General features: G+C 36.4%; 14 protein-coding genes. 10 read left to right on the forward strand and 4 right to left on the reverse strand.

Annotated elements, in window-relative coordinates:
- From M1V25_RS07750 to M1V25_RS07785, 8 genes are all read left to right on the forward strand, one after another.
- On the forward strand, nt 1-547 hold a 547-nt coding region (locus M1V25_RS07750; RefSeq protein WP_498842911.1), incomplete at its 5' end, for a flavodoxin family protein.
- 31 nt (nt 548-578) lie between these two features.
- Nucleotides 579-803: a hypothetical protein gene (locus M1V25_RS07755; protein WP_498842912.1), complete on the forward strand. Its 225-nt coding sequence runs from the start codon at nt 579-581 to the stop codon at nt 801-803.
- A complete protein-coding gene (locus M1V25_RS07760) occupies nt 790-1,503 on the forward strand; it encodes a helix-turn-helix transcriptional regulator (protein ID WP_498842913.1) in 714 nt (237 codons plus the stop codon). Before M1V25_RS07755 ends, M1V25_RS07760 begins: the two co-directional genes overlap by 14 nt.
- Before the next feature lie 500 nt (nt 1,504-2,003).
- Nucleotides 2,004-2,972, forward strand: coding sequence for a hypothetical protein (locus tag M1V25_RS07765; protein ID WP_498842914.1), 969 nt, complete (start codon nt 2,004-2,006; stop codon nt 2,970-2,972).
- 56 nt (nt 2,973-3,028) lie between these two features.
- Nucleotides 3,029-4,348, forward strand: a complete 1,320-nt coding sequence (locus tag M1V25_RS07770; protein ID WP_498842915.1) for an FG-GAP repeat domain-containing protein — start codon at nt 3,029-3,031, stop codon at nt 4,346-4,348.
- Nucleotides 4,338-5,129: an SDR family NAD(P)-dependent oxidoreductase gene (locus M1V25_RS07775; RefSeq protein ID WP_498842916.1), complete on the forward strand. Its 792-nt coding sequence runs from the start codon at nt 4,338-4,340 to the stop codon at nt 5,127-5,129. Before M1V25_RS07770 ends, M1V25_RS07775 begins: the two co-directional genes overlap by 11 nt.
- 18 nt (nt 5,130-5,147) lie before the next feature.
- Nucleotides 5,148-5,933, forward strand: coding sequence for an SDR family NAD(P)-dependent oxidoreductase (locus M1V25_RS07780; protein WP_116963755.1), 786 nt, complete (start codon nt 5,148-5,150; stop codon nt 5,931-5,933).
- A 22-nt stretch (nt 5,934-5,955) separates the two neighbouring features.
- Complete coding sequence (locus tag M1V25_RS07785) at nt 5,956-7,131, forward strand: MFS transporter (protein ID WP_498842917.1); 1,176 nt, start codon at nt 5,956-5,958, stop codon at nt 7,129-7,131.
- Nucleotides 7,132-7,204: 73 nt separating this feature from the next.
- Here the strand turns inward: M1V25_RS07785 and M1V25_RS07790 are convergent, their stop codons facing one another.
- From M1V25_RS07790 to M1V25_RS07805, 4 genes are all read right to left on the reverse strand, one after another.
- Nucleotides 7,205-8,197, reverse strand: coding sequence for a P-loop NTPase family protein (locus M1V25_RS07790; RefSeq protein ID WP_116963754.1), 993 nt, complete (start codon nt 8,195-8,197; stop codon nt 7,205-7,207).
- Between the two features lie 278 nt (nt 8,198-8,475).
- Nucleotides 8,476-9,567 carry an MFS transporter gene (locus M1V25_RS07795; RefSeq protein ID WP_498842918.1) on the reverse strand — a complete coding sequence of 364 codons (1,092 nt, stop codon included), beginning with the start codon at nt 9,565-9,567 and terminating at the stop codon, nt 8,476-8,478.
- Nucleotides 9,568-9,576: 9 nt separating this feature from the next.
- Nucleotides 9,577-10,752 (reverse strand): ATP-grasp domain-containing protein, encoded by a 1,176-nt coding sequence (locus M1V25_RS07800; protein WP_116963752.1) that lies wholly within the window; start codon nt 10,750-10,752, stop codon nt 9,577-9,579.
- A 135-nt stretch (nt 10,753-10,887) separates the two neighbouring features.
- On the reverse strand, nt 10,888-11,142 hold the full coding sequence (locus tag M1V25_RS07805) for an FAD/NAD(P)-binding protein (protein ID WP_498842919.1): 255 nt from the start codon (nt 11,140-11,142) through the stop codon (nt 10,888-10,890).
- 194 nt (nt 11,143-11,336) lie between these two features.
- Here M1V25_RS07805 and M1V25_RS07810 point away from each other — a divergent pair, with 194 nt between their 5' ends.
- Together M1V25_RS07810 and ttcA are read left to right on the forward strand one after the other, a co-directional pair.
- A complete protein-coding gene (locus M1V25_RS07810; protein ID WP_498842920.1) occupies nt 11,337-11,999 on the forward strand; it encodes an O-methyltransferase in 663 nt (220 codons plus the stop codon).
- 102 nt (nt 12,000-12,101) lie between these two features.
- On the forward strand, nt 12,102-12,908 hold the full coding sequence (ttcA, locus tag M1V25_RS07815; RefSeq protein WP_498842949.1) for a tRNA 2-thiocytidine(32) synthetase TtcA: 807 nt from the start codon (nt 12,102-12,104) through the stop codon (nt 12,906-12,908).
- The last annotated feature ends 4 nt before the right edge of the window (nt 12,909-12,912 follow it).

The following is a 12,912-nucleotide window of genomic DNA, read 5'->3' on the forward strand; positions in this document are numbered from 1 at the left end:
CGAGCCGGATACGCTTTTGGCGAAGGTATCTACGCTTGAAACCTTTAAGATAAGTGGTAATAAGAAACATGCCATTATTGGTGTCAGTGAGCTTTTAGCAAAGAACAATACATTTTCAGCGCATACGGCTAAAACCATTTCCGATAAGGGAGAAATAAATGAAAATAGCAATCGTGTACAGCAGTCACATGGCACAACCAAAGCAATAGCAGAAGCTGTTAAAAAATGGGTGTCAAAACACATTAAAGATGTCGATATGATATTTGCAGATGCAAATACAAATGTTGAAGTATTGGATCAATATGATGGTATTTTATTTGGTTCACCCACTTATATGGGAACTGTTTCTGGTGACTTTAAACAGTTTATGGACAAAAGTTCATCTCGTTGGGCGGTAAGTGCTTGGAAAGATAAATTCGCCGGTGGTTTTACTAGCTCAAATAGCACTAATGGCGATAAGCTTAATACATTGTTCAGACAGCCTGCTGCGCACAATAAACAAACCAGCGAAAGTTTTATTTTTTATATAATCTTTAACTTTGGTTAGCTTTACAAGTGGATTTGGGAGAAAAGGGATAATGTCGGAAGTAATCAAATTTGATTATGAAATGGTATGTATTAATCATGTAAAAGAGATATTGTCAAGCTCAACGCTTATCCCTTTAGCACAAGATAGAAACAATGTCCATCTTGCAAATACCTATTATGGTATAGGGGATTGCATTTGGGCAAAAGTGATTGGATCTAATTGGTATTTACCGGAAATAAAAAGCGATAAGGTTAAATGCAATGAAACTGTCTGAAAAAATTTATCCCCCAAAAGGGGTAGCGGTATATACAGGGACTAAGAACAAACTGTCGATTTTTACAGAAGTAAGTGAAAGTTATTGTAAACTCGTGGGGAGTGAAAAATGTTTAATTGGGCTAAGTGATTTTGAAACTCCATGTACAACGGCTCAACATGCTCAGAAGTTTTACGATCAGGACAGATTGGTTGAAAAAAAGGGAAATTCCATGTTGTGTCTTGATGTTCATTACTATGCAAAGGGATTGTCCGCTACTTTCTTCAGGAAGTTGCCTAAAAAACAAGAAAACAAGATAATTGGGACAGAGTTTTGCGGCTGGCGCATAGATAATCAGCGTGATATCATTGGTTTGTCTCTTGTGTTATCGCTGCAATTATCGAAACATAACAAAGCAGTACTAGGAGAGAATTCTCTCATTGTACAGGATAACATCGGTGAGTTATCAGTAAGGGAAACTGAGGTTGTATATTTAGCATCAATGAACTTTAAATCGAAGAGTATTGCAAGTATTTTAGGGTTAAGCGTCAAAACAGTCGAAGACTATCTGTACAAAGCAAAGCTAAAGTATCATTTCAATGGCAGCAAGAAATTATTCTCGGAATATATGGTGGAGGAGGAAAATATGCATCACTATCTTCCCTCCGAGTTTTTGTTGCATGCAAAGATACTGGAAAAACTAATTACAAACAAAATTTAGCTCGGTTTGAATATATTGATCACCCGTATTAGATATTCTGTAAATGGTTATGATCTTGCTACTCGTTTTGCTTAGACTGCGTTCGCAAATTATATATCCTTGCTCATGTAAAGTACTCAGTGCAACATCTCTATCAGAGAGTTTCACTCTATGAAAACTTCTTCTTAATTCACTCAATGACATTGTTCGCTTTTTAAATAAAGCGATTAGAACTCTGTGTTCCAAGTTCATAATATACGATCCAAAAAAATCCAGATAACAATATAATAACAACAAAATACCACCGTAAAGATATAATTTTTTTCACTGATGATTAAGTAAATTCTTTGCAGTAAAATTTCTAACAAATAGTACTCATCTTTGTCGCTTGATTATCATTAAGATTGTTGTTAACTAAGCGATTATCCAATATGGGAGAAAGCGCTACTCAAACGATATATTAAGATAGGCGTTATAACTACAAAGGATATCACTACCCTCGCTCAGGAGTTACGAGAGAAATGTGCAAGATTGATGAAGCAAGATTCATCGCTCATTATCCAAATTTAGTTAGTTATGCTTCACACAACTCAAAAATATTTTGTGTGGCAAATGATGATAAAACCCTAATTGATTATAAAACTATGAAAACAATTATGAAGGGTACCGGATTGGAAATTGAAGAACTCACATTCTCTCAGCTAACTGAACTAGGTTTTGCCAACGTTGAAGGTGGTTTCCGAGTGCATGAGGCTATATTGTTGGTTGATAAAGCAAAAGCTTGGTTTAAAAGAGCACTGAATGAAAGTAACGTTCGACTGAAATTAAATAGACGCGTCAACGATTTGAAAGTGTTGAATGATGAATTAATTCAGGTAGATAATACACCCTATGACTTTGTTATTAACTGTACGTATAATCAAGCATTTCAGTACATTTCTGGCAAACACCAGCACTATTTTGATTTATGTTTTTCACTGCTGGTGGCAACTAAGCAATTAAAAACTGAACGTACATACGAAAGCTTTGGAATATTTGATGGTACATATCCAAGCTTAGAGCCATATGGTTATGCAGATATTCCACTTCAGTATAGAAAATATCGAGATCATCAGCTCTTTCAGATATTCCATGTTCAATATACCAGTTATCAACAGTTTAATGATATCGATGAAGCTCGAAAAGCTTTGCACAAAGGATTGCCATTAAAACAGCTCAGAGAAGTTACAGATAATATCATTGAGGACATAGCCAAATTCTATCCGCACTTTTTGGATGAGTTTGAAGTAATCGACCATATTTTGGCACTGAAAACAAAAGTAAGAGACCTTAGTGACACTCGTCCATTATTGGTGTTTTGTGATAAGTCACGTCATAACAGGTTTATTCATGTTTTCTCATCAAAGTTAACTTCTATTTTCACGGCTGAAGAGCGTGTGTTATCACTTCTAGAGGAGGAGATCAAAAATACCCAATACTGCGTAGCATAGATATAGCTGTAGTGAAGAATTCAAATAATTCAGATAGTAGGAGAGGAGAAAAAGTAATGGCAACACTAACGGATAAAACAGTAGGTGACTTTACAAAGTTTTTAAACGATCAAGCAACCAAAGCAGGTTTTGTGCCTAAATTTACCAAAGAGATCGTAGCAGAGAATTTGCGTGATGGGTATTGGTTAGAAGCCTTAGACATAAACCAAGACGGTAAGATAGACTTATTTGGCTACGGTTTGACTTTAGGTGAAATCTACTGGTATAAAAATCCTGATTGGCAAAAACATTTAGTAGTTGACAAAATTAGAATGCCGGTAGGTGGTGCTTACGCTGATATAACAGGTAATGGCTATCCAGATATTCTGGTATGCTATGAACTTTATGGTCCTGTTGGCACAATACATGATGCAGATACCTCAGGTGGCAAGATTGATTGGATTGAGAATCCTGGTCAAAATGCTGATGTAAAAGAACGTTGGAAACGACACTATGTTGGTCGTACAACAGGTATGCATCGTTTAAGAATTGGTCATTTCACGCAGACTGACAGACTGGAGATTCTGGGATTTCCTATTGTTGCCAGAGAAAGTGTACATGCTGTTCTGCCTGTAGTTATGTTCACACAACCTGACGATGTACATACTGCTAAAGAATGGTCAATGCAAACTATCAATCACAGTAGTTTTAGAATGATTCATGGTGCGGAAATAAAGTCAGAGCTTATTCCAAACTCTAATCTAGACTCTATTATCCTTGCTTCAGATGAAGGTGTTACTTGGCTTTACTACGATGAAAATATTAAAAAATGGCAATGCAAACTTATTGGCACTGGTGAGTTGACACAATTTGAAAGAACATCTTTCAAAGGTTCAGGTGACATGGATGTAGGACGCATAGGAAACGACTCATTTGCGTATGTCGCTGCACTTGAGCCTTTCCATGGTAATACAGTTGCGGTTTATTACAAGTCAGATGGTAAGCCAGGTGCTGATGCTAAATGGAGTAGGGTAATATTAGATGTTTTTGGCGATCCTAATGAAAATGGGGAAGGTCCTGGTCATCAAGTGCTATGCGCTGATTTTGATAGTGATGGTGACGATGAGTTCTTGGTTGGATTACGCGGTCCATGGCCGTGGCAAGGTGTGTTTTACTACAAAGCTATCGATATAAAAAATGGGGTCTTTGCTAAATGGCGGGTATCCGATGAATCCGTGGCAAGGATCGCAATTGGCGACTTTAAAAATCGAGGTACAATTGATTTTGCAACGATTGCTTACTCTGTGCCTAACTATTATGTCGCCAAGAATGCCAAGATAGTTGTTCACTATAATGAAATGATTACTCACGCTCAAGGATCGAACAATGGATTTTAATCTAACAAATAAAGTAGTAATTATCACTGGGGCTGGTTCTGGTATTGGTTACGCTTCGGCAAAAGCATTTCTTGCTGAAGGTGCTATTGTTATTGGCGTAGATATTAATCCAGATGCGTTAAATGAGTTACACGCATTAGGGCAAATTATTCCCATGAAAGTTGATATGACAGATCAGATACAGGTCACTAAACTCACTGATGACGTTGTGAAAGAATTTAATAGAATCGATGTATTGTTTAACAATGCGGGGATAGCGGGATCTCGATCTGGATTTTTGAATATTACGGATGAAGAGTGGTTGACCACGCTAAATTTGAACGTATTAGGCTATGTTCGTGCATCAAGAGCCATAATTCCGTATATGTTGAAACAAGGCAACGGAGTGTTGTTACATACGGCTTCTGAGGCTGGGCGTATGCCTAATGCGAAACTACCTGATTACAGCGTTTCTAAGGCTGCGGTTACGATGCTATCAAAAACAATCGCCAATGAATTTACTGCTAGAGGAGTTCGTTCTAATGTGTTATCACCTGGGTTTATACGAACAGCAATTTATGATAAAGCGGGTGGTTTGGCAGATGTCTTGGCAAGACAATATGGTGTTGATCGTGAGACAGCATTACAAAGATATGTCGAAGCACAAAAAATCCCAGTTGGTCGATTAGGTAAACCAGAAGAGGTTGCCTATCTCGCACTCTATTTAGCTTCTGATCTAGCTAATTTTATTTCTGGCGCGAATTTCACCATGGATGGTGGAATTACACCGGTCGTATACTAATTAAGGAGAAGAAATTTTATGATCATCGACTTGAGCAGACGTATTGCTTTAATCACCGGGTCAACAGCAGGTATAGGACTTGCTATTGCAAAAGCGCTTCATCACGCTGGCGCTGATATTATTATCAATGGTCGTACAGATAAAAGAGTTGAAGCAGCAGTAACATTATTTTCTACACAAGAACGCGTTCGTGGTATTGCAGCAGACGTTGGCACCTCAGCTGGCTGTGAGAAACTTTTCGCAAAAATTCCGCATGTAGACATACTCATCAACAACACAGGAGTTTTTGAACCAAAACCTGTGTTTGAAATAAGCGATGCTGAATGGGAAAAATTTTTTGCTATTAACGTAATGAGCGGCATCAGGCTGTCAAGACATTATATTCCTAACATGATTGAGCAACAGTGGGGGCGTGTAGTTTTTATATCCAGCGAATCTGCCATACAGATCCCGCCAGAAATGGTGCATTACGGCATGACGAAAACAGCGCAATTGGCAATTGCACGAGGTTTTGCTGAAACGGTGGCTGGCAATGGGGTAACTGTCAACAGTGTATTACCCGGTCCAACGTTAAGCGAAGGTGTTGAGAAGTTTATTCGTGAGATGGTGCCAGATCCAGCGCTTACGCTCGAAGAAGCTAGCCGAGAGTTTATAAAACAGGCTAGATCGACATCATTATTAGGTCGCATGACTTCAGCTGAAGAAGTAGCAAATATGGTTGTGTACTTATGCTCATATAAGGCTTCAGCAACGACTGGTGCCGCTGTGCGTGTAGACGGTGGTGTACTTCGAGGACTTTTGTAATTGACTAAAAGAGGAGTCATTCATGTCAAAGTCGACAATAATGTTAGCCCAATCAGAGGATTTACAAATGGAATCATATTCAATTGGTGTGGCTTTGTTAATGATGGCAATTTGTTCTTTTGCCATTGGAACGACAGAATTTGTAACGACAGGATTATTGCCGAATTTAGCAAATGATTTTGATATTACCATACCTGTTGCAGGGTTTGTGACATCAGGGTACGCACTGGGCGTTGGAATTGGAGGACCATTACTTACAGCGGGAACACTTCATATCTCGCGTAAAAAAGTACTCGTATCCCTAATGGTCTTGTTTATTACAGGAAGTATAGTATCAGCCTTGGCACCCACATTTGCTATCCTTATGGTTGGACGCTTTCTCTCAGCATTTTGCCATGGGGCATTTTTTGGAATTGGAGCAGTTGTCGTTGCAAGCATGGTAGGACCAAATCGTAGCGCGACAGCAATAGCATTAATGTTCACAGGACTGACTCTAGCGAATGTGATAGGTGTGCCAATGGGGACGTTATTAGGGCAACACTTTGGGTGGCGTTCATCATTTTGGGTGATTTCAGTATTAGGAGTAATTGGTTTAATAGGTATCTTAGCATTTCTTCCAAGTCATACGATTGTTCCAAAAACATGTTTAAGACACGAGTTGGCAGTTTTTAAACGTCCACAGGTATGGATGGCATTGTTGGTCACAGCGGTAGGGTTTAGCGGACTACTGGCATCTTTTGCCTATGTGGCGCCGATGATGCTCTATGTTGCAGGCTACACTCCCTATGCTGTAGGTTGGCTGCTGGGAATATATGGAGTTGGCTTAGTCATCGGGAATATTTTAGGAGGTAGAGCTGCCGACAAAGCGTTGATACCGACTATTTATGGTTTATTAACGGCTTTAGCTATTTTGCTCGGAATATTTGTGTTTACTGCACATTATAAAATTCCCGCGGCAATTACTTTATTTTTATTAGGCGCGATTGGTTTTGGACTTGTTTCACCGTTACAAAAATACATACTAAACAAAGCTGAGGGAGCACCAACCTTAGCTTCGGCAGCCAACATTGCTGCATTTAATTTAGGAACTGCTTTAGGCGTTTTCCTAGGAGGTTTTACCATTCAAATTGGTTTAGGTTATACCTCGGGTTGGTACTATTTTAACAGCAATAGGTTTAATTTTGGCAATTATCAGTAACACTAAGAGGATGAGTTAACCTGAGTATCAGTTATATTCGATTGTTAATCACCTTGCATTAGACTGATCTGTACTAACACACGTTTTCAATATTTTGGTTATTATTATTTTTTGAAAATATTGTAAAACAGTGATTATTACTTTCTTTTTTATCTGAGTATTTTATCTCTTTATAAAGTGCATTCGAAGATTTTAGAGTTTCTATATATTCTGTAGAGACTCCATGTTTATTATTCCATAATACACCATACATTGGCGAAAGAAGTTTTTGTGCAATAATGTCACTAGCATTGACTTTTGCTAAATCTTGTTTTAATCGGTTTATTACCATTGTACTGTCGTAATTGCCTGCTGATTTAGGATCGTAAGCCTGCATTACGCTCCATGGCACATTATACGTTTGACCAGCGTGTTCTAGTTTATATGTGTATGTGCTTAACTGACTATTGACCTCTTCTGGCACGGCAGTATGTGAGTGTATAAATTGCAGCAAATTGGTTAATTTTTGTTCAATATTATTGGCTGGTGATCCGTTTTTTAAAATTTCATGGTTTTTCTTTTGAAGTTCCGCTAACATTTTTTTATCAGTAGATTGCCTTGTTAGGAATGGCAAAACACTTGTAGCGATTAGTCCAGAGTTTTTAATTAGAGGTTCACCTTTGTGTGTTTTGCTTAGATAAGACTTGTTGAGTAAAAAATTTGATAAGTTTTTTTGTATTGTTAATGGATCAAGCGCCTCTTGCATTAACTCTATCAGATTATTTCCGGAAAGATTTTGATCACCTTTTTGTAAATGCAAGGATGGTACTGAATTTTTTTTAGCATATTCTTCCGCATTGGGAACGGATATATTAGGCGAAAAAACAAGTAAAGCTGTATTTTGAAGATAGGATTGAGATATAGTTTCAAATCGTTCTACACCTACGGTTGTCCATATTTGCATATCACTTTTTTTTACAAAATCAACCCCGATGGTCTGAAGCTTTTGACTGTCAAAACCTAATTTTGTAACTAATTGCTTATCATCTTCATTTGATGAGTTATGTATAAAAAGTACTTTTTTCATTTTATTTTTTCCTATGTTTTAAATTAAAAATCAACAAGGATAAGATGTTATATTAGTACGTAAAATAAAAGAATACCTGTTATCTGTATTTGATCAAATCGTCTTTTTTCTTGGTTTTGGTTTTCTTTTTTTAATACCTGTTATGAGTTAATCTTCCACAGGTGCTCTGGCATCAGTTATGGTCTCAATAAGCTTAAATCCGAACGCCAATATATCGTGTAAGTATACTCAGCACCAGTATGCTTAATGCAACTACAAATGCCAGCAACATTGAATACTCAGATATCGCGCCAAAAAACAAGCTTCCTGCCGCTTGTCCTATGTACATCATCATAAAATATACAAGCAATAACCCTTGCTGCAATTTCCCCTCTATAACGTTCTTGAATCATTGCATTTATGAGCGATATTGACATCGACCAAGCAAGACCACATATAAAATAGTTGATGGCAATTACCCATTCATCTTCATATTTATAAAATAAAAATGACAGTGTTGAAAATATGGTTAAACCATAACAAATTAATACATTCTGTTGACGAGAAAATCGTTTAATCAAAACAGGCAAAACAAATATCGTAGAAAATGCTCCTAATCCAATACAAGCCATATAGTTTGATTGTGCAATTTCATCACCACCCAAATTATATTTCACAAAGTAGGGTAACAATGCTAACACTGCACTAGAAGAAAACATAATTATCATTATATCCAGACAGCAATAAATGAAATATTTTTCCTTAATGTATTGACTTATTCCCTCTAGTTTTTTGGTTCTGCTAACTGTAAGGCTTTTTTTCTTTCTATATCTGTAAAAGTAAATTACAGGCAACAAAAAAATGACTGTGCTTAGAATAAATATAGTAGGAGCAGTGACAACCAGTAATAACACTCCTACTAAAGCAGGTCCAAGACTTCGTGAAATATTAAAGCATAGGTTATTTAAAACTGAGGCATACGCAACTTGATCAACTCTGACTAATGAAGCAACACATGCAACTGAGGTTGGCATTCTAAAACTCATAATACTTGCAAAAATAAACGTAATAACAATTAAATTAAATGTGTTAAAAAAACCTAAATAACCAATTGTTGCACATGCAACTGCTGTAATTGAAAGCGCACATTGACAAATTAACATAACCCAATATTGATTAAATCTGTCCCCGATAATGCCAGCAATAAAACATAGTAAAAAGAAAGGAAGCGTTGCAGCAACGTGTACTAATGAGTTAGTTAATGCAGAACTTGATAATTGCGATACAAGAATACCAAACAGCATGGTTTGCATCCATATAGCTGTATTACTTCCCAAATTAACAAACCAAAAGTATCTATAATCACGATTATCAAGGATAATTCTAAACATTTTCAACGTTTAGTTGACCCATAACAAATTTCTAGCCCACTCATTAAGTTCTGATACAATAAAGTCAAATTCTTGATCTGACTTTGCTTTGAATACTATTCTATAAATTGGATCATTACTCATTTTCATTTTTTCATATTGATGATTCACTTTTAGCATATCTACAATATCAATAATATTTTGACTATCTGGAAGCCTTGGTTTAGCCAATATTTTTCCCTCTTTAGGTGGAACGAACATAGAACCCACTTTATAATTTTTGATTACTTTTGGTGGGCATACATAATTGTGAATGTAGTGCAAATTAATATGTTCAACATTAATATCTGTATCATGTGAAAGTTTATAGTTAAATGGAATGTTGACCCCAGGAGCTCGGCAAGCAATCTCGCATAGCGTTATATAGCCATTTTTATCGACAAATACTTCGATATGAAACCAACTATGCGTGGGCATAGGGTAAACATTTTCAACCAGATTTTTACCATAACTCAATAATTGATCATAAAAGGGATGATATTCAAAAAGTGGCATCACTGACTGTGTATTGCCACCAACAAAATTAAGTGGGGTCCCGATATACCTGCCTGGATTAATATAGATTGCCTTACCTCTTGATACAAGACCATCAATTATATACATATCACCTTCTATATATGGTTCAAATATATAATTGTCTGTAATGAGATGTTTAACTCTCTCGTAGTCATCTTTGCTGGTGATAATAAAGGTATTGTAACTACCCACCCCATCTTCACTTTTTAAAACAAACGGATAATTGAAGTCAAGTTTGCTAACTGGTTTAGGAATTACCGTGTGCAAACCATAACTTGCCGCTCTATCTTTCATGTGCTGTTTATTTCTAAGTAATAAAGCTTCTTTATAACGTTGTCCAGGAATGTTTAACTTATCGCGCAAATCAGCCATCCGTAATATATCCGCCTCAGAAAGAGGAATAATATCGGTAATGTTTTGTTGCTGATGCAGTTGTTCTATATCGCGCAAAACGCTGTTATTGTTATAATAATCATCATACCCAATCACGTCTTTAAATATGTTCAACGACTTAAGATGAACGAGTAAATCATGATTATTTTCTGTCATTACTACAGTATCTTCATTGATTTTTAATTTCATAAGATCAATAAATGATATTATTTTCCAGCCACCAGTAATTACTTTCATATTATCTCCATTAAATGTTCAACGATCGTTTTAGCTCTGCTTGCCAAATGAGGTATTGATTGTGTATATAAAAAAGTGCCACAGGTTAAGTGCCCAATTGCATAAAACCTAGGTGCAATTTCTGATGTGGCATAATTAACTTTTATTCCACAAATAACTAAAATCATCAGGAGCATCAAGGTCGATAGACATATATTTATGATGGTGATTTAATAACAACTTATCTATATCTTCCTGATAGGCTAAGCCTCGAATAAACCTCCCCCCCCACCCCGTTAAAGGTGAGTAAATATCAATTTCAATCTCATTGTATTTTAGGTGTTTGTTCAATTGCGTCAATACACACAAATTAGCTGCACCAAATCCAATAAGTGCCAACTTCTTAGCCATTTATCTCCCTCTAAATTTCCCATCAAATCCAAATTCCGGAAGAGTCTACAAAACAGCAAATTTATTGTCAAAGACAATTTATAATTATTTAGAAATTACACATTGATGACCCAGAACTAACTTTCTAGAAATTTGCGCTCAAGATAGGTAAAGTAATTAAGTCATAAAAATTAAAAGTAACGGAGACTTTCATCATGAGTTTAGACACTTTGCTAAAAGAACAAGCGCTTCATCAGTACATTTTAGATAACACTCCAACAAACAGTAATATCCAAAAAAAGTTATTTGAGCATGCACGTCAAGACCAACATGCGCAAATGATCACCGCACCAGAACAACTTCACTTTATGCAGCTTTTAATTAGACTAATCAATGCAAAAAAAACGATTGAAGTTGGTGTATTTCGAGGTGTTGGCACACTCGCGATTGCCGAAGCCTTGCCTCAAGATGGCATCGTTTACGCCTGTGATGTTACCGATGAATACCTAAATGAATATAAAACATTTTGGCACCAGGCAAATGTCGCTCACAAGATTCAGTTAAAAATTGCACCAGCAAGCGATACCTTACAGCTACTAATTGATCAAAATGAAGGTAATTCTTTTGATTTTATTTATATTGATGCTGATAAAGGAGGTTATCTAGATTACTATGCTAAAAGTTATAAACTGCTAAAAACGAATGGCATTATGGTACTAGATAACATGTTACGTAATGGTAAAGTTGCCGATCCAAATGTTGTCAATGAAAGCATCCAAACCACTAGAGAGGTCAATCAGATGATTAAAAATGATCAGCGTGTTGACGCCTCCTTGTTACCGATAGGAGATGGCGTAACAATTGTAAGAAAAAAGTAAGTTAGATTTTGTCTATTCCAGACGGCTTTACTTTAAGTCCTAACTTTTCAATGATTTATAAGTGAGATATCATAGCGCAACGCTCTTAACCTTATGATCAAAATGATTCAAGTTGAACTTCCTGAAATTAAAACAGATTTACTTGCTTTACCATTTCCAAAGCTTGAAAAACGTCTTTTGCGCAAGGTTGGACTTGCAATCGAAGACTTTAATATGATAGAAGCCAATGACAAAATTATGGTCTGTCTATCTGGTGGCAAAGACTCGTATACATTGTTACAGTTATTGTTGATTTTACAGAAAAAAGCACCTATCTCATTTGAGATCATCGCCGTTAACCTTGACCAAAAACAACCTGGCTTTCCAAAAGATATACTACCAAACTATTTAAGTAAACTTGATATTGAATATCATATTATTGAGCGTGATACCTATAGTGTAGTTAAGCGGATTATACCCGAAGGTAAAACGACTTGTAGTCTTTGCTCTAGAATGCGCCGTGGAATTTTATACGATTTTGCATACAAAAATAAGGTAACTAAAATCGCACTTGGTCATCACAAAGACGATATAGTTGAAACTTTTTTCTTAAATTTATTTTACAATGGACAACTAAAAGCGATGCCAGCTAAGCTTAAAAGCGACGATGGTCGCAATATTGTTATTCGCCCGTTAGCATATGTCAGCGAAGAGGAGATCATCACTTATGCTGCACAAATGAACTTTCCGATTATTCCTTGCAATTTATGTGGCGCTCAAGAAAACCTTCAACGCAAGAAAGTTAAAGAAATGCTAACAGATATGGAAGCACAAACTCCTGGTAGAAAAGAAGTTATTTTCTCTTCATTAAAATCAGTTTCCCCTTCGCAACTATTGGATCAGAGTTTATTTAATTTTAAAGCTCTCTAACGCA

Source organism: Candidatus Nebulibacter yamunensis (assembly GCF_024208055.1).
Classification (GTDB): Bacteria; Pseudomonadota; Gammaproteobacteria; order Francisellales; family Francisellaceae; genus Caedibacter; species Caedibacter lacustris.